The organism is Urechidicola sp. KH5 (assembly GCF_054661455.1).
Genome location: NZ_BAAFSW010000002.1, coordinates 19,537 through 37,426, shown reverse-complemented (window position 1 = coordinate 37,426; position 17,890 = coordinate 19,537). Strand labels below are relative to the sequence as shown.

Annotated in this window: 12 protein-coding genes; 8 read left to right on the top strand and 4 right to left on the bottom strand. The window is 33.4% G+C overall.

Translation table 11 applies throughout. From position 1 onward, the window contains the following. Nucleotides 1–3: 3 nt before the first annotated feature. Complete coding sequence (locus ACYQ5R_RS04725) at nucleotides 4–765, top strand: TIGR02757 family protein (RefSeq protein ID WP_460189769.1); 762 nt, start codon at nucleotides 4–6, stop codon at nucleotides 763–765. Nucleotide 766: 1 nt separating this feature from the next. Here the strand turns inward: ACYQ5R_RS04725 and ACYQ5R_RS04720 are convergent, their stop codons facing one another. Both ACYQ5R_RS04720 and trpS read right to left on the bottom strand, forming a co-directional pair. Beyond that, nucleotides 767–1,786, bottom strand: a complete 1,020-nt coding sequence (locus ACYQ5R_RS04720) for a DUF481 domain-containing protein (protein WP_460189768.1) — start codon at nucleotides 1,784–1,786, stop codon at nucleotides 767–769. Nucleotides 1,787–1,839: 53 nt separating this feature from the next. Further along, nucleotides 1,840–2,808, bottom strand: coding sequence for a tryptophan--tRNA ligase (gene trpS, locus ACYQ5R_RS04715; protein WP_460189767.1), 969 nt, complete (start codon nucleotides 2,806–2,808; stop codon nucleotides 1,840–1,842). A gap of 79 nt (nucleotides 2,809–2,887) precedes the next feature. Here trpS and ACYQ5R_RS04710 point away from each other — a divergent pair, with 79 nt between their 5' ends. The 4 genes from ACYQ5R_RS04710 (at nucleotide 2,888) to pbpC (ending at nucleotide 12,263) form a co-directional block, all read left to right on the top strand. Next, nucleotides 2,888–3,634 (top strand): lysophospholipid acyltransferase family protein, encoded by a 747-nt coding sequence (locus ACYQ5R_RS04710; protein ID WP_460189766.1) that lies wholly within the window; start codon nucleotides 2,888–2,890, stop codon nucleotides 3,632–3,634. Continuing rightward, entirely contained in the window at nucleotides 3,615–4,286 is a 672-nt protein-coding gene (trhA, locus tag ACYQ5R_RS04705; RefSeq protein ID WP_460189765.1) for a PAQR family membrane homeostasis protein TrhA, read from the top strand. The genes ACYQ5R_RS04710 and trhA overlap by 20 nt, the downstream gene beginning before the upstream one ends. 87 nt (nucleotides 4,287–4,373) lie before the next feature. Next, nucleotides 4,374–9,911: an alpha-2-macroglobulin family protein gene (locus ACYQ5R_RS04700; RefSeq protein ID WP_460189764.1), complete on the top strand. Its 5,538-nt coding sequence runs from the start codon at nucleotides 4,374–4,376 to the stop codon at nucleotides 9,909–9,911. Then, complete coding sequence (gene pbpC, locus ACYQ5R_RS04695) at nucleotides 9,912–12,263, top strand: penicillin-binding protein 1C (protein ID WP_460189763.1); 2,352 nt, start codon at nucleotides 9,912–9,914, stop codon at nucleotides 12,261–12,263. It begins immediately after the preceding gene. On the opposite strand, the gene ACYQ5R_RS04690 is transcribed toward pbpC, so the two are convergent. Beyond that, on the bottom strand, nucleotides 12,167–12,460 hold the full coding sequence (locus tag ACYQ5R_RS04690; RefSeq protein ID WP_460189762.1) for a hypothetical protein: 294 nt from the start codon (nucleotides 12,458–12,460) through the stop codon (nucleotides 12,167–12,169). The two genes, pbpC and ACYQ5R_RS04690, sit on opposite strands and share 97 nt — an antisense overlap. On the opposite strand from ACYQ5R_RS04690, the gene ACYQ5R_RS04685 reads away from it, so the two are divergent. Together ACYQ5R_RS04685 and ACYQ5R_RS04680 are read left to right on the top strand one after the other, a co-directional pair. Continuing rightward, the gene (locus ACYQ5R_RS04685; RefSeq protein WP_460189761.1) at nucleotides 12,342–13,082 is read left to right on the top strand and encodes a LytR/AlgR family response regulator transcription factor; all 741 of its coding nucleotides are present in this window, start codon (nucleotides 12,342–12,344) and stop codon (nucleotides 13,080–13,082) included. The two genes, ACYQ5R_RS04690 and ACYQ5R_RS04685, sit on opposite strands and share 119 nt — an antisense overlap. Before the next feature lie 12 nt (nucleotides 13,083–13,094). Then, nucleotides 13,095–14,432, top strand: a complete 1,338-nt coding sequence (locus tag ACYQ5R_RS04680; RefSeq protein ID WP_460189760.1) for a sensor histidine kinase — start codon at nucleotides 13,095–13,097, stop codon at nucleotides 14,430–14,432. Nucleotides 14,433–14,999: 567 nt separating this feature from the next. On the opposite strand, the gene ACYQ5R_RS04675 is transcribed toward ACYQ5R_RS04680, so the two are convergent. Further along, nucleotides 15,000–15,473, bottom strand: a complete 474-nt coding sequence (locus ACYQ5R_RS04675; RefSeq protein WP_460189759.1) for a CYTH domain-containing protein — start codon at nucleotides 15,471–15,473, stop codon at nucleotides 15,000–15,002. Between the two features lie 74 nt (nucleotides 15,474–15,547). Between ACYQ5R_RS04675 and porZ the strand changes: the two genes are divergently transcribed. Beyond that, nucleotides 15,548–17,887, top strand: coding sequence for a type IX secretion system anionic LPS delivery protein PorZ (gene porZ, locus ACYQ5R_RS04670; RefSeq protein WP_460189758.1), 2,340 nt, complete (start codon nucleotides 15,548–15,550; stop codon nucleotides 17,885–17,887). Nucleotides 17,888–17,890 lie beyond the last annotated feature (3 nt).

Genomic DNA, 17,890 nt, shown 5'->3' with positions numbered 1-17,890 from the left:
GATATGAATCAAGACGATTTAAGAGACTTTCTTAACGAAAAAGTGTTGTTGTACAATCAACCTAATTTTATTGAGTCAGACCCAATACAAATCCCTCATTTGTTCCAAAAAAAAGAGGATGTTGAGATTGCTGGATTCTTAACAGCTACAATTGCTTGGGGAAATCGAAAAATGATTATTAATAACGCTACTCGATTGGTGCAATTAATGGATCAAGCACCGCACGATTTTGTATTAAATCATTCTGCTAATGATTTAAAAAGTTTAAGTGGTTTTGTGCATCGCACATTTAATGGAGAAGATGTACAATATTTTATTAGGGCGTTGCAGCATATTTATAAAAACCATGGAGGCTTAGAAGCAATTTTTTCAAAATTTTCTGAAGACGACAATCACAAAAGAAGCATTCATAATTTTAAAAAAGTGTTTTTTGAATTACCACATTTAGGAAGAACCACTAAGCATGTTTCAGACCCAATGAAAGGAAGTGCATCTAAAAGAATTAATATGTTTTTAAGATGGATGGTGCGAAGAGATGGGGTGGGTGTTGATTTTGGACTTTGGAATTTACCAATGAGCGCATTGTCTTGTCCGTTAGATGTGCATAGCGGAACTGTTGCAAGAAAGTTAGGGTTATTGTCAAGAAAACAGAATGATTGGAAAGCCTTGGAAGAACTCGATTCAAGTCTAAGAGCTTTAGATGCTAATGATCCAGTAAAGTATGATTATGCTTTGTTTGGTTTGGGAGTTTTTGAAAAGTTCTAATTTACTTTAACTCCCACCCGACGGAGGTTTGAAAAACGTAATCATCTTTTGTTGCGCCCGCTGCTGGTTGGTTGTCAAAGTTAAATGTTATGCCCATTTTAATAAAAAAATCTAAAGGCAAATCATACTTCATATCTAAACTAAAGTCGAGTCTAAAACGTTTTTTCTCGGTTAAACTTGGGTATGCAAACGCACTTGTTAACAAACTTAAATCTCCTATATCATACTTATTAAATTGGGTACCAATGTAGAGTTCTAAACTGTTCTTACCATCGGTCAATTCATCGGTGTATTCTTCATTACTATATGCCAAACCAAAACCAGCACCAAAAGCCATATTATTATTATGTATAAAATAATATCCAGCTCCCGCTCTACCTGTAGACCTCAATTGTAGCTTTAACTCATTGTTTGATAGAAATTGCGCAGAAGCTGACAAGAACCAATCTTTAGGTAAAAACCACTGATAACTGGAGGTTCCTTCAATACGTTTAATATCTTGAACACTATCTTGTCTAGAATACACCAAATTAAAGGAGTTATTTATACTCCATTTATTTGAATTGTAATTTAACAATGCGCCCGCCTTAAATTGTTGGGCATTATTAGCTTTAGTTAAAGTAACGCCCACATCAAATTCTGCAGATATTCTGCTTAAAAAATTTTTGCCTATGGCATCTAAAAAAATCACCTTTCTCAGTTCAGATTCCAATACATACCCACCTTCATTTAATAAAACCACTACTTTATTATCGAGATCTGTTTGTATTGTAGCATTCAACCGTTTTCCGTTAGAAAGCCCAACTATAAAAAGAGTATTGCTATAAATTTCTTTAACGCGATACCATTTTATTTCAAAGTCAGTATCAGAATAAGAGGTCTTCATAGTCAAGACACTCTTATCTAGACTTTTAATCTCTCCAACCAAAACATTGTTATTATTTAAAACAATAGAATCTTTCTGCCCGAAGAAGGGAACTGAAAATAAAATAAATGTTAAGAATAGGAAGTGCTTTTTCATTTATAGCAAGATGAAACACAAATATAAAACTTTAACCTTTACAATTAAAGCGTCTAATAACCTACCTTGGCACGGACTCTTTTTAATACATTATTAGCAACGGAACTTGCTTTTTGGGCACCTTGATTAAGAATCTCATCAAGTTCGTTTAAATTATTCATATAAAAGTGATAGCGCTCACGTTCTTCTTTAAAAGTTTCACAAAGCAATTCAAAAAAAGCCTGTTTTGCATGTCCGTATCCATAACCGCCGCCTATGTAGTTAGCTCTCATTTCTGAAATTTGAGTATCATTCGCAATCAACTTATACAAAGCAAATAAATTACAAGTGTCGGGGTTTTTAGGTTCTTCTAAAGGAGTAGAATCAGTTTGAATTTTCATTACTTGCTTGCGCAGTTTTTTATCATCTAAAAATATATTGATAATATTTCCTTGAGATTTACTCATTTTACCACCGTTAGTGCCTGGTACATACATGGTGTTTTCTTTCACCTGTGCTTGAGGAGGCACTAAAGTATCACCCATTTGATAGTTAAATCTATTTGCAACGTCACGAGACATTTCAAGGTGCTGTAATTGATCTTTACCAACTGGAACAATCTCTGCATCGTAAAGTAATATATCCGCAGCCATCAGCATAGGATATCCAAACAAGCCCGCATTTACATCTTCTAGGCGATCAGCCTTATCTTTAAAGCTATGCGCCAAAGTCAATCTTTGATACGGATAAAAGCAGCTTAAATACCAAGTTAACTCTGTAACCTGAGGGATATCACTTTGACGGTAGAATACTGTTTTATTTACATCTAATCCACAAGCTAGCCATGTTGCTGCAGTACTGTAGGTATTTTCTCTTAAAGTTTTACCATCTTTAATTTGGGTTAAAGAGTGCATATCTGCAATAAATAAAAACGATTCATTTGCTTCGTTTTTAGACAATTCGATAGCCGGTAAAATAGCTCCTAAAATATTTCCTAAATGAGGTGTGCCTGTACTTTGAACTCCTGTAAGTATTCGTGCCATTTTTTCAACTTTAGGAGGCAAAAATAGTAATTAAAATTACAAGAGAGTAAACGTTTTTTATTAGTAATTTTGAGCTTATATGAAAATACTGAAATATCCTATCTACATTATTTGGCGATTGTGGTTTTACAGTTGGGTTATTGGCACCATTATCGTTGCTTTTCCTTTATTGCTTATAATTACTGCTAGAGAACAATGGTATCCTATATTTTTTAAAATAGCGCGTGCTTGGGCAAATACTATTTTGTTTATAATGGGATTTAAAAAGAAAGTAGTTGCATTGCAAAAAATAGTGCCTAATAAGAGCTATATGTTTTGTGCGAATCACACTTCTATGATAGACATAATGCTCATGTTATCTGTAGTTAAAAATCCGTTTGTTTTTGTTGGTAAAGCTGAATTAGCAAAACTTCCAATTTTTGGTTTCTTTTATAAACGAACTTGCATTTTGGTAGATAGGTCTGATTCAGAAAGCCGAAAAGCGGTATTTAATGAAGCTCAAAGACGAGTGAAAACAGGATTAGGTGTTTGTATATTTCCAGAAGGTTTGGTGCCTGAAGATGAAAGTATTGTATTGAGTCCATTTAAGAATGGCGCGTTTATTCTTGCTATTGAACACCAAATACCAATTGTACCGATAACTTTTTATGACTGTAAAAAACGGTTTTCATATACTTTCTTTAGTGGAAGCCCCGGAATGTTAAGGGTCAAGGTTCACCCATTTATAGAGACTAAAGGCTTACATATTGATGATAAACGTTCAGTAAACGAAAGAATGTTTGAAACGATTTACCAAGAATTAATTGATGACAAACAAGGAGTATAAGCACTTAACATACTATTCTAAAACAGAGGAGCGGCTGAATGTTTTTACGCATGGATTAGGACTAGTGCTAAGTATTATTGCGCTTATTTTATTGGTACAAGCTTCTGAAGATAAAGGCTCAGTTTGGCATTTAATTAGTTTTAGTATTTATGGGGTAAGCCTAATTGTTTTGTACAGCGCCTCCACCTTTTATCATTATGTTCAAAATCCTGAATGGAGAAAGAGGTTAAATATTTTTGATCACGCAGCAATTTATGTACTTATTGCAGGTACTTATACTCCGTTTACACTAGTAGTTTTACAAGGTTGGATTGGCTGGACAATTTTTGGAATCTCATGGGGCCTTGCGATAATAGGTGTTGTGCTAAAATTATTTTATACAGGAAGGTTCGATAAGCTTTCTACATTTACTTATGTAGCAATGGGTTGGCTCATAATATTTGCAATAAAACCTTTAATCAACCAATTTTCAATAGAAGGTTTATGGTGGTTATTTTCAGGAGGTTTGTTTTATACCATAGGAGCGATTTTATACAGCATTAAAAAAATACCATATAACCATGTAATTTTTCACGTATTTGTGCTCTTTGGTAGTTTTGCTCATTTTGTGGCCGTATATTACTATGTACTTCCTTTAGAGATTATGGAATAATATTTGTTATCAAACAATATAAATATGTAACTTAGCGTTACGAGAGTAACTTCCACCATTTTTTATTAATCTTTAACCTGTTTTGCAATGAAAAATCCGAATCTGATTTTTGCGTTGTGTTGCTGCGCATTCCTAGTAACCTGTACACCGAAAAAGCAACAAACGGAAGTGTCTAACCCTTATGCCTACAAAGACTATATCTTGCATCATAGTAAAGGGCCAATTGCGACTACTGGTGATATTTCCATCACTTTAAAGCAAGCAATTACGGAATTTGAAACAGGAGCTATTTTGCCGAATAGCTATTACAGTGTCAGCCCTAAAATAAAGGGAGAATTGAAGGTTGTAAATAAACAGCAATTGCGTTTTATACCTAATACTAAGTTAAAGTCAAATACCGATTATTCGTTTAGATTAGAAATTAATAAACTGTATAAAGAGATACCTAAAGAGCTTTCATTTTATGAGTTTATTGTCAAAACCAAAGAGCAAGATTTTAGAATTGAAACAGGTAGTATTCAGTCTTACGATGATAAATGGCAGTATGTATCAGGTATTATTCAAACCGCAGATATTGTTAAACTTGAAGAAATAAAACAAATTGTAACCGCATTTTATTTAAACAAAGCAACAATTATAAAATGGGATATAATTTCTCCTTCTAACTTTTCTTTTAAAATAGATAGTATCGAAAGACAGCCAGAAGACAAAATGTTAACACTTGCTTGGGATGGCGCCCCGATTAAAGTAAATAAAAAAGGGAAGCAGCAACTCTTGGTAATGGGTAAAGACAAATTTGATTTATTAGAAATATCCGTAGTACAATCTCCTGAGCAATATGTTGCATTAAGCTTTTCAAACGCTCTTTTAAAACAGCAGAATTTTGAAGGATTGGTGCAAATTGAAAGCCAATCTTCTTTAAGTTATGTAGTAGATGGCAATGTATTAAAAGTATTTCCTTCCTCTAGAATTGAAGGAGAAAGACTTGTTACAGCGCATCAAGGAATTAAAAGTATGGAGCGAATAGTCACTAAGAAAACAAGTCAAAAATCTATATTATTTGAACAGCTTAAACCGCAGATTAGATTATTAAGCAATGGGGTAATACTGCCGAATGCTTCTAATTTACATTTTAATTTTCAAGCCGTAAATTTAGCGGCGGTTGATGTTCATGTAGTTAAAATTTATGAAGACAATGTACTACAGTTTTTGCAAGAATATGAGTTAGGCAATTCAAATGATTACAATTTAAATAGGGTAGGGCGAGTAGTAGCCTCCAGAACGGTACAATTAGCAAAAAATAATTTAGAGATAAACGACTCTTGGAAAACGTATGCTTTAGATGTTTCAGAATTAATTTCTGCAGATCCAGGGGCAATCTATAGAATTGAATTGAGTGCAAAAAAGGAGTATTCAATGTATAATTGCCAAGGCTCAGATACAACGTTCAACTTTGAGAACATCTCGAATTATTTCGAACCTACCTTCACTAATAAAGGAGATTACGCTGAATTGGAGAACGAAGAAATTTCTTATTGGAATAATGAGTCATATAACTATAATAGAAGCTATTATAATTGGAGCGAAAAAGATGATCCATGCACAGATTCTTACTACAATTATTATCAAAGAAAAATAAAGGCAAATATACTAGGTTCCAATATTGGGTTAATTGTAAAATCTAATGAAAATAACGAGTATCACATTGCCGTTAACGATCTACTTACAACAAATCCGATTGCTAATGCAACAGTTAGACTTTTTAATTTTCAACAGCAGGAGATAGCCAAAACAACTACTAGTAATGATGGTTTAGCAAAGATTAAATTAAATTCAAAAGCTGCTTTTGCCATTGCCACTAAAAACAATCAAATCACCTATTTAAAAGTTGAAGACGGCAATAGTTTATCTGTAAGCACTTTTGAAGTTAATGGAAAGAAAATACAAAAAGGAATAAAAGGATTTATCTATGGAGAACGAGGCGTTTGGAGACCTGGAGACAGTATTCATTTATCTGTGATAATTAATGATTTTGACAACCCAATCCCTTCAGAACACCCACTGACGTTAAGTGTATCAGATGCCAGAGGGCAGCAAGTATACTCAAACACCAAAGAAAAAGGAGATTTTGGTTTTTCTAGATTTTCAATACCAACGTCTTCTGAAGCACCTACAGGAAACTGGAATGCGAGCGTATCATTAGGAGGCTTATCTTTTTCTAAAAACTTAAAAGTTGAAACGGTTAAACCGAATAGACTAAAAATAAAATTAGATTTTAAAGAAGAGTATTTAGTTGTTGATGAGGCGCTTAATGGAAGTCTTGAAGTGGCATGGCTACATGGTGCACCAGCAAAAAATTTACGTACAGCGGTCCAAGCTAAATTAGTCACAACAAATGCTAGTTTCAAGGGATATTCAAACTTTATATTTAATGACCCAATTAAATCTTTTGACTCAGAAGAGGTTGAAATTTTTAATGAAAAGGTTTCTAATACTGGTAAAGCCAGCATTACAAGTAAACTTTCAATTGGTCAGCAAGCACCGGGTTTGTTACGTGCTATTTTTACCACAAAGGCTTACGAACAAGGAGGAGATTTTTCGATTGATGTTTTCTCAAAATTATACGCTCCATATAAAGATTTTGTTGGTATTAAGATGCCTGAACCAGAACAATACAATGCGTATAATACAGATGAGAATGTAAATTTTGAAATAGTAAGTATAGATACTAACGGAAAGCCAAATGCAAAGAAAAAGTTAGAAGTAAAAGTTTATAAAATCAATTGGAGATGGTGGTGGAGTTCATCTTATGATGATTTAGCTTCATATGTTGGAAGTCAATATCATTTACCCGTTTTCGAAAAAACAATCACCACAAATTCAAAAGGAAAAGCAAAATTTAACGTATCTGTTCCTGATGATGAAGGAGGACGATATCTGATTAGAGTATTAGACCCTGAGAGCGGCCATGCTACAGGAAGTACAGCATACTTTTATGAGCGTTGGTGGGACACGCCTTCATCGGATGATAATAGCGCTGCAACGGTTTTGTTGTTTAATGCAGATAAAGAATCCTACAAGGTAGGAGATGAAGCAATAATTTCATTTCCTTCAGGATCAGAAGGGAGAGCTTTGGTGAGTATTGAAAATGGCTCGAAAGTTATACAGCAGCAATGGGTAAAAACTCAGAAAGGGCAATCTACAGTTAAGATTCCAATTACTGCAGAAATGACTCCAAATGTGTATGTAAACATTTCACTATTGCAACCACATGAGACCACAGAAAACGATTTACCAATTAGACTTTACGGTATCATTCCGCTAATGGTTGTTGATGAAAAAACCAAACTGACTCCAGAAATAGAAATGCCGACGGAATTACAACCTGAAAAAACATATACCATGAAGGTAAAAGAGGCATCTGGAAAACCAATGACGTACACCATAGCCGTTGTTGATGAAGGCCTATTAGACCTGACGAGATTTAAAACCCCAGACCCTTGGAATTCGTTTTATAGCAAAGAAGCTTTAGGAGTTAAAACTTGGGATATGTACGATGAGGTTATAGGTGCTTTTAGTGGAAATTTGAAAAGGGCATTTGCAATAGGAGGTGACGGTTCTTTAGAAATTCAAGGAGCCAAAAAAGCAAATAGGTTTAAACCCGTAGTTAAATATTTAGGGCCGTTTAATTTAGGTCCAAATGAAACTAAACCACATTCTATAACACTTCCAAATTATATAGGTTCTGTTCGAACGATGGTTGTGGCGGGAGATGGTAAAAAGGCTTTTGGAAGTGCAGAAGAAACAACCAAGGTTAAGAAGCCTTTAATGTTACTTAGTTCGTTACCTAGAAAATTATCTCCTGGAGAAAAAGTTACAATTCCCGTAACTGTTTTTGCGATGAGCGACCATGTTAAAAATGTAACTGTAAGCCTAAAACCTTCACAAGGATTTAAAATAATTGATGCGGCCAACAAGAAGGTTTCATTTGAAAATCCTGATGAAAGAATGGTGTATTTTGAAGTTGAGGTAACGGATGAATTAGGCATAGCAAACATAGAAATAAACGCAAGTGGAAATGGTGAAAAGGCCAAACATGAAATTGAATTGAATGTTTTAAATCCAAATCCTATTGTTTCTAAATTAGTTGCAGTTTCTTTAGATGGAGAAACGTCTCAAGAAATTCCGTTTTCGACTTTTGGCGTTCATGGAACAAATTTGGCTCAGATAGAATTATCTACGTTGCCACCAATGAACATTTCTAAGAGATTAAATTATTTAATTCGATATCCTCATGGTTGTGTTGAACAAACTACTTCGAGTGCGTTTCCACAATTATTTTTAAATGATGTTGTTCAATTAAACCCCAATCAAAAAGCTGAAATCGAAAGAAATATTGAGAAAGCTATAAAGAGATTACACAAGTTTCAGTTGATAAATGGAGGTATGAGTTATTGGATTGGTGGCTCTTCTGTAAACGAATGGGGAACCAACTATGCAGGTCACTTTATGATTGAAGCTTCACAAAAAGGATATCAATTGCCTTTAATGTTTCTAACGAATTGGTTGCAATATCAAAAACAAGCTGCTTTAAATTGGAGTGATTCCTATAATTCTTCAGATTTAATTCAGGCATATAGGTTATACACCCTGGCGCTTGCTGGCCATCCAGAGTTGGGAGCCATGAACAGATTAAGAGAATATTCTAAGTTAAGTAATGATGCAAAATGGAGATTGGCAGCTGCATATATTTTAGCTGGCCAAAAAGAGGCTGCTACGAACTTGATGAACAGTGCTGAATTGCAATTTGAAAACAACAAATCAAATAGATACACCTATGGGTCATCATTAAGAAATAGAGCCTTGGCTTTAGAAACTTTGGTACTGCTAGGAAGTAATAATCAAATGGAAGAGGCTGAAACCATCGCTGAAATTTTATCTACTGATCGCTGGTTAAGTACGCAATCCACTGCTTATTGCTTAATTGCTTTATCTAAAATGGTGAGTGAAAATGGAGGGAACGGTATTGATGCTCAATTTGTTTTAAACGGCGAGAATGCGAACGTAAATACGGAAAAATCTATTGCTATAGAGACACTAAATATTAAACAAGGGGCCAACACCTTAGATGTTATCAATAAAGGCTCAAATAAATTCTATGCTCGTATTGTTATGTCTGGAAAATACCCCGTTGGAACGGACAATGCAGTTAATAGAAATCTTGGTTTAGAGGTTATATACAGTCATCTTAATGGAAATAGATTAGAGATTTCTAAAATTACTCAGGGTACAGAATTTATTGCTAAAATAATTGTTACAAACTCAAATAACTACTCAGTTAGCGATGTAGCCCTTACTCAAATTTTACCGTCGGGTTGGGAGATTATAAACACAAGGTTTTCAGAAGACAGGAGCTCTACAACTAATGCAGATTACTTAGATATTCGAGACGATCGAACCAATTTTTATTTTGATTTAAAACCTAATGAACAACGTACTTTTGAAGTTCGATTAAACGCCTCATATCTAGGAAAGTATTATTTATATGGTGCCCAAGGAGAAGCGATGTACAACAATAAAGTATTTGCTAGAAATAAAGGTCAATGGATTGAAGTTGTTAAGTAAATGAGTGCTTTTAAAACTCATATAATTAAAAGGCGATGGCGCTACTTACTGCTTTTAGCTGGTGTTTTATGGTATTATTTTAGTTTACCAAACAGCTTATTCGATACCCCAAAATCAACAGTCATTGAAAGCAATAATAGTGCATTGCTTGGGGCAAGAATAGCCGATGATGGACAATGGAGATTTCCGGATATAGAGAGTGTTCCGTACAAATTTGAACAATGCATTATTCAGTTTGAAGATGCACATTTTTATAAGCACCCAGGATTCAATCCAATTTCTATTTATCATGCTTTTAGGCAAAATGTAAAAGCGGGTAAAGTTGTTAGAGGAGGGAGCACTTTAACACAGCAAGTAATTCGTTTATCTCGAAAAAATCATAATCGCAGTTATTTTGAGAAACTAAAAGAGTTGATCTTAGCTACGAGATTAGAGCTACGTTCGTCTAAACAAGAAATCTTGAGATTATATACTTCTAACGCTCCTTTTGGAGGCAATATTGTGGGGCTGGAAGCTGCTTCTTGGCGCTATTTTGGTAGAGCTAGCCACAACCTTTCTTGGGCAGAAAGTGCTACCTTGGCAGTATTGCCCAATGCTCCAGGGTTGATTTATCCAGGCAAAAATCAAGGGGAGCTTTTAGCCAAGAGAAACAGGTTGTTAAAGAAACTATTTCAAGAAGAGATAATTGATCATTTAACACTTCAATTATCCGTTGCAGAAACACTTCCTCAAAAACCTTTTCCACTCCCAAATGGCAGTCAACATTTGTTGCAACGAATTGCTAATTCATTTAAAGGAGAACGAATTCAAACAAGCATTGATGAAGAGCTTCAACAAAAAACAAACGATATTGTAACAAGACATTATTCGGAATTAAAGCAAAATGAAATATACAACGCTGCAGTGCTTGTGATTGATGTAAAAACTAGAAAAGTTTTAAGTTATGTTGGCAATACTCCTACAGATTTTACACATCAAAATATGGTAGATATTATAGACAAACCAAGAAGTACAGGCAGCATTTTAAAACCTTTTTTATATGCAGCTGCTCTAGATGCAGGCGTAATTACTCCTGAAGCTTTTATAGAGGACGTGCCGACTCAAATAGGAAGGTATAAACCAATAAATTTTGACAATAATTATGATGGCTTAGTTAAGGCAAATGAAGCCTTGTCAAGATCATTAAATGTTCCTGCGGTAAGACTATTACAGGAAGTAGGATTAGAGCGATTTTATGATTATTTACAAAAGACTGAACAAAATAGTATAAACAAAGGCTCCAATCACTACGGACTTTCTATAATTTTAGGAGGTGCAGAATCTACTTTATGGGATTTATGTAAGGCATATGCAGCTTTAGCTGGCACGGTTAATTTTTATGATCAATCTTCAGGGAAATATGTTTCAAATTCTTTTGCAGAGCCAACTATTATTGGTAATGAAAATATAGATTTTGGACCTATTTTAGAAGAAAGACAAGTTTTTGATGCTGGATCTAGTTATTTAACCTTAGAAGCTTTAAAAGGTTTAAAGAGGCCAGAAGGAGAAGGTCGATGGGAACTTTTTAATTCGACAAAAAAAGTAGCATGGAAAACAGGAACCAGTCATGGTTTTAGAGACGCTTGGTCCATTGGGGTAACCAAGGATTATGTAGTGGGTGTTTGGGTTGGTAATGCAGACGGAGAAGGTAGACCGGGATTAACAGGAATTCGAACAGCGGCTCCAATTATGTTTGATGTTTTTAATGAGTTGCCTTCAAGCAATTGGTTTACTCAGCCTTTTGACGAATTAGACGAGGTTGACATTTGTATTACAACAGGTATGAGAGCTGGTAATTGGTGCGAGCAAACACAAAAAAAACACATTCAACACGCAGGGTTAAGCACTGAGCCTTGTAAATATCATAAATTAGTTAACCTTGATAAAAACAATAAATATCAAGTAAATACTACTTGTGAAAAATTAGAAAATATTACTGTGAAATCATGGCTTACTATTTCTCCTTTACAAGCATATTATTACAAAAAGAGCCATCCTGATTACCAAAAACTACCTCCAAAAAGAGCGGACTGCGGTTTTGAAGAATCGAAGCAGATGGAGTTTATCTATCCGAGGTCAAAAAGTACAATTGCAGTACCTAAAAATTTTGATGAAAAAGTTTATGGTTTTGTATCAGAAGTAGTTCATATAAATAATCAATCCACCTTGTACTGGTATTTGGATGATTTGTATATTGGAACGACAAAGACAATTCATCAAAAAGAACTATATGCGTCGATTGGTGAGCATAAAATTACAGTTTCAGATAGTAATGGAAATAAGGTTTCACAACGATTTGATTTAGTCAAATAAAGACAAGCCATTTTTTGCAAATGATTGTAAATAGTGTATATTGCGTAACATAGGATTAGAAAAAGAAACCAACCGACCATGTTAAAAATTGTAATCGTAGATGATGAAAACGATGCCTTAGAAGCACTAGAATGGAAACTTAATAGATATATTGATGATGTTGAGGTTACACTCTGTAATTCTCCACTAGAATCCATAGATATTATCAATAATTTAGAACCAGATGTTGTGTTTTTAGATATACAAATGCCTGAAATGGATGGATTTACATTGCTAGAAAACCTGTCGTACAAAAAATTCAATCTTATTTTTACAACAGCACATGATGAGTTTGCTTTAAAAGCAATTAAGGTTTCGGCTATTGACTATTTACTAAAACCTGTTGATAAAGATGAACTTATGGAGGCTCTTGATAAAGTAAAAGATCAACGTAAAGGTGATTTGTTAGAGGACAAACTTCAGATGCTTTTAGGCTCAATAGATCAAACCCAAAATGATAAAATTAATATTTCAGCAGACGGTAAAGTTTATTTGCTAGACAAAGACGATGTGGTAATGCTTAAATCTGATAAAAGCTATACGACCTTGTTTTTAACCAATGAGCAGCAAATAGTTGTTTCTAAAACATTAAAAGAGGTTGAGAAGAAGTTTCAGTTTCCACAATTCTTTAGAGTGCATAATTCATATTTAATTAATCTGAAGCACGTAAAGGAATATTTAAAAGGACTCGGAGGAGAGTTGATTATGAGTAATGGTTATACGGCTGCAATTAGTAGAAATAAAAAAGCTGAACTTTTCAAAAAGTTATATTTAGACTAACTTTTTCTGATTATGTTTACTGATTTAAACTCCGAAATATTTGCATGGGTAAGAGGAGGATTTTTTATTCTGTCGATTTATCATTTGATACTTTATTTTCAGAATGGCAAGAGACTCTATTTGTATTATTGTTTATATTTACTCTCTTTTTTTGGTCTATTTGCGTCTCAAAGGTTACCAATTCAAGTTTATGAGATTCTTTTTGGTGTTGTAACTATACCTCTTTGTTTTTTGTCAACTTCCATGTTTTGCTTATTTACGAGAGTCGTATTAGAAACCAAAACAAGACTTCCTAAATGGGATAAGATTCTTGAAATTGGAGCAATAGCCTTATTAGGCATGGGAGTTATGATGGCATTGATTCAACTTACTATGGGCTCTGAATTCCAGTTGTCAATGATTAAGTTTTTAGGGCCAGTAATTTTAATTTATGTTGCAGTTGTCTCCATCGTAATGCTGCAAACCAAATTACAATCTGCTAAGTATTTTTGTGTAGGAACCCTTATTTACATCATCCTTGTAAGTTTTACGCTACTTAGCTTTTATATAGGTTTAGACATATTCTTTAAATTGGGTGTAGCTCCGTCACTGTTTATGTATATTGGCGCTTTAATTCAAGCTTTTATTTTTGCTTTTATAATCGGAATGAGCGTTAAGAGAGTTGAGATGCAAAACAAAAGTGCTGAAGTTAAACTAGCATTTAAATACAAAGAACTAGAAGAATTAAAAATGACAGCGCTTCAAAGTCAAATGAACCCTCACTTTTTATTTAATTCTTTAAATTCGATTAACAATTTTGTATTAAAAAGCGAGGTGGAGAAGGCATCTGATTATATCACAAAATTTTCTCGATTAATTCGCGTCATTTTAAAAAGTTCGACAAGTTTAACAGTACCTTTTTCAGAGGAATTAGGGATTTTGTCTTTATATGTAAAGCTCGAACAAATGCGAATTAATGGAGGGTTTAAGTATATTGTTAATATAGATAAAAGCATTCAATTGGACCGTATTAAAGTACCCCCATTGTTTCTGCAACCTTTTATTGAAAATTCTATTTGGCACGGTCTAACTCATGTTGAAGGTAATAAACAAATATCTTTAACCATTAAAAAAGATAATGAAAAAATTATTTGCGAAATTGTAGATAATGGTATTGGAATAGATACTGCTAGAAAACAAGCGCACAAGAAAATTGATAGACGTAAGTTTTTTGGCACAAAAGCCACAGAAAACAGAATTCAACTATTGTATAAAAAATCAAATGTAGATATTGAGGTAAAAGACATATCAACACAAACTGCCACCGGAACTAAAGTAAGAATCACCTTCCCATACGAATTAGATAATTAAAAAACCATTTATTGGTTAAAAACAACAGTTCGCAAATTTTTATTTGACCACAATTAATTGTCGTTAATTTGAATATTATTTTGTTTTAACTTTCTTTCAAATTTGAAAGCCCCTAAATAGATTATTGATAATAAAATTGAAGCTGAATTATGGCATTGACTACTTTTATTATCCCCTCAGACAAAGATGTTTTAAGAGACATAAACGAAGAGCCGAAATCAATAAAATTTATTGGTACAGGTACGTTTTCTCAGAGTCTTGAGAGCATAAAATTTTATAGGACTTTTGTAAATAGATTCGACAAGTCAAATAAAAAAAAACACGCTATTTATTACCGTAAAGGTCTGATATGGAGGTTTTTGGAGGTCTCTGAAAACTTGGAAAGAGTTAGTTAGACCCAAACAAACCCCGTTTATTACCTATTTCTTACCGTTTATTGTTTTTTTGCCTCTAAATTTATATTTATATGCATCATGATAGGTAATAAATGTATATTTGTTTTGTAAATGAGTCTTTGGGGTTGATTTATTTATAACTCGAACAGTATGAAAATTACGTTCGAGTTTTTTATTTCCATTTTTTAAATGGATGTCGACTTAGACTAGAATTATAATATTTAGTTTGACCAGTCACTTCCTCGCCCAACCAATTAGGTTTAACAAATTTTTCTTCTGTAGTATTCAATTCAATCTCAGCAATTATTAATCCTTCATTATCATTTTCAAAAACGTCTATTTCATAGATATGATTTCCAGCAGGAACAATAAATCGTGTTTTACTTATTATTGTAGGCTCGCATAATGTTAAAAGAGTTTCGGCGTCATCTAAATCAATTTTTCTTTCCCATTCATAGCGTGTAGTTCCATCATCAGAGGTCAATCCCTTAACAGTTATAAAAGCTTGCTCATTTTGAACTCTAATTCTAACAACTCTATTTTTATTTGAGTTTAAGAATCCTTGTTTTATTGCATATACTTTAACACTTTCTTTTTTAAAAGCACTATTTTTCACCAGAAACTTACGTTCTATTTCTTGAGGCATAATTTATTTTTCTACTAAAATAATACTTTTCAAAGATGCGTTATATTGAATATATTTGACCAAAATAAAAACACATGAAAACGAAATTGAACTTCGTTCTTTTAATTATTTGTTTATCAAGCAATTTGTTTGGTCAAATTGACTATTCTCAAAATTGGTCTGATTTTTATTCTTACAATAATGTAAAAGATTTTGTAAAAGTAGATTCTAAAATTTACGCAATTGTAGATAATGCTGTTTTTATTTATGATGAGACTACTGGAGTTTCAGAAAAATTTTCTTCTGTAAATGGTTTGTCTGGAGAGAATACTACAAGTTTACACTACAATGAATCATTGGGCAGATTAATAATCGGTTATGAAAACGGATTAATTGAAGTTGTTCATGAGAATGGTGAAATAACAATTTCTCCGGATATTACCAATTTTCCATTATCTACTGAAAAATCGGTTAACGATATAGTTGAGTATAATAACACTCTATATTTGGCAACCGCCTTTGCTATCGTTGAATACGATATAGAAAATCTAACATTTGGAGATACTTTTTTTATAGGAGATCAATCTTCAGAACTTATCGTAAATCAATTGGCGATACAAGAGGGCAAACTATATGCAGCTACCGAAAGAGGTATATACGAAGGAGATTTATCAAATTCAAACTTAATAGATTTTAATAATTGGAATAGTTATTTCACCAACAACTTTTCTTGCTTGGTTAATTTTAATAATCAGCTTTATGTTGCATCTGGAAGAGATTTTTATGAATTTAATCCAGGTTCTAATCTCAATAGAATTCAAAGATTAGCATCGAATATTTTCGATATTAATTCTTCCTCAACTAATTTATCTATTGCTGTTGAAAGAAGAGCCTATATTTATGATGATCAAATTCAATTGATTGCAGAAATTATATCAAATTCTAGCTCTGATTATTATTTTAAATTGAATACTGTTTTTTCAGAGAATAATCAATTTTATTTGGGAACTCAAGAATTTGGTATTTTAACATCAACAATTGATTCTTCAGAAAATTTTTTAGAGATTCACCCTGATGGCCCTAATTCAAACAAGGCTTTTTCAATTAATTCTAAAAATGAACATTTATGGATAGTTTATGGAGGTTACGATAATGCTTATACACCACTTAATAATAGGTTAGGGTTTAGTCATTTCAATGGAGAAACTTGGGTAAATACACCTTATAATCCTGATTTTCCTGCCAAGAATTTAGTTCACATTACATTTGACCCAACAAATATTGAAAAAGTCTATCTAAGTTCTTGGAGTCAAGGAGCTGGATCTAGAGTTAATGAATCGGGTGGAATATTGGTTGTTGAGAATGATAATCCTATTATATATTGGAATCAAAGTAATAGTGGTTTAGAAGAAATTTTTCCGGACAATCCAAATTATGTTACAGTTAGAATAAACGGATCTAATTTTGACAGGGATGGTAATTTGTGGGTTGCAAATGCATGGGTTGACAATATGCTAAAAAAATATAGTCCATCTGGACAATGGACAAGTTATAATTTAAGCGAACTATTAGTTAATTCTGCTAGAGGATTAAATGAATTAGTCATTGATAAATCAAACTCTAAATGGATTGGTACAAGAAGAAACGGTGTTTTAATTTATAATGAAAATGGAGACAGAAAAAGATCTTTAACAACAGAGGCAACAAAAGGCTCTTTACCTAATTTAAATGTAAGAACTGTAGCTGCAGATAACGCCAATCGAATTTGGTTAGGTACTCAAGCAGGGTTGGTTGTTTACTACAATGCAGGAGGTGTTTTTGATGCTGAAATTTACGATGCTGAGCCAATTATTATCTTGGATGATGGTATTCCAAAAAAATTACTTGGTGACCAACCGGTAAATTCAATTGCGATAGATGGAGCAGATAATAAATGGTTTGGTACCGATGGCGGAGGAATTGTACAGACAACTCCGAATGGAAGAGAAATTTTAAATATTTTTAATTCCACAAACTCTCCTCTACCATCAAACACAATCGTTAAAATATCAGTTGATGAAAGTACCGGCGTAGTTTATTTTGCTACAGACAAAGGCATAGTGGCCTATAACTCGAATATAGCATCATATGGTGAAGAATTAGGCGAAGTTTATGCCTACCCTAATCCTGTACTTAGACAGCATGATGAGGTTACAATTGATGGCCGTGAAGGCGAGCACTTGCCTTTAGGTACGAATGTAAAAATATTAGATAGTGCAGGTTATTTAGTCTATGAAACCAACGTAGTGGAAGGTCAAGAATTGCAGGGAGGCAAGGTAGTTTGGAATAAAAGAAATCTTGCTGGCAGAAAAGTTGCTTCAGGAGTATATATTGTATTACTCACAAATGAAGATAGCTCAGAAACATCGTCTACAAAGATTGCTATAGTTAATTAGGTT

What these genes read in the sequence shown, in the direction of transcription:
- ACYQ5R_RS04725 (WP_460189769.1), top strand. Translation starts at nt 4, where the DNA reads ATGAATCAAGACGATTTAAGAGACTTTCTTAACGAAAAAGTGTTGTTG.
- ACYQ5R_RS04720 (WP_460189768.1), bottom strand. Translation starts at nt 1,786, where the DNA reads ATGAAAAAGCACTTCCTATTCTTAACATTTATTTTATTTTCAGTTCCC.
- trpS (WP_460189767.1), bottom strand. Translation starts at nt 2,808, where the DNA reads ATGGCACGAATACTTACAGGAGTTCAAAGTACAGGCACACCTCATTTA.
- ACYQ5R_RS04710 (WP_460189766.1), top strand. Translation starts at nt 2,888, where the DNA reads ATGAAAATACTGAAATATCCTATCTACATTATTTGGCGATTGTGGTTT.
- trhA (WP_460189765.1), top strand. Translation starts at nt 3,615, where the DNA reads ATGACAAACAAGGAGTATAAGCACTTAACATACTATTCTAAAACAGAG.
- ACYQ5R_RS04700 (WP_460189764.1), top strand. Translation starts at nt 4,374, where the DNA reads ATGAAAAATCCGAATCTGATTTTTGCGTTGTGTTGCTGCGCATTCCTA.
- pbpC (WP_460189763.1), top strand. Translation starts at nt 9,912, where the DNA reads ATGAGTGCTTTTAAAACTCATATAATTAAAAGGCGATGGCGCTACTTA.
- ACYQ5R_RS04685 (WP_460189761.1), top strand. Translation starts at nt 12,342, where the DNA reads ATGTTAAAAATTGTAATCGTAGATGATGAAAACGATGCCTTAGAAGCA.
- ACYQ5R_RS04690 (WP_460189762.1), bottom strand. Translation starts at nt 12,460, where the DNA reads ATGGATTCTAGTGGAGAATTACAGAGTGTAACCTCAACATCATCAATA.
- ACYQ5R_RS04680 (WP_460189760.1), top strand. Translation starts at nt 13,095, where the DNA reads ATGTTTACTGATTTAAACTCCGAAATATTTGCATGGGTAAGAGGAGGA.
- ACYQ5R_RS04675 (WP_460189759.1), bottom strand. Translation starts at nt 15,473, where the DNA reads ATGCCTCAAGAAATAGAACGTAAGTTTCTGGTGAAAAATAGTGCTTTT.
- porZ (WP_460189758.1), top strand. Translation starts at nt 15,548, where the DNA reads ATGAAAACGAAATTGAACTTCGTTCTTTTAATTATTTGTTTATCAAGC.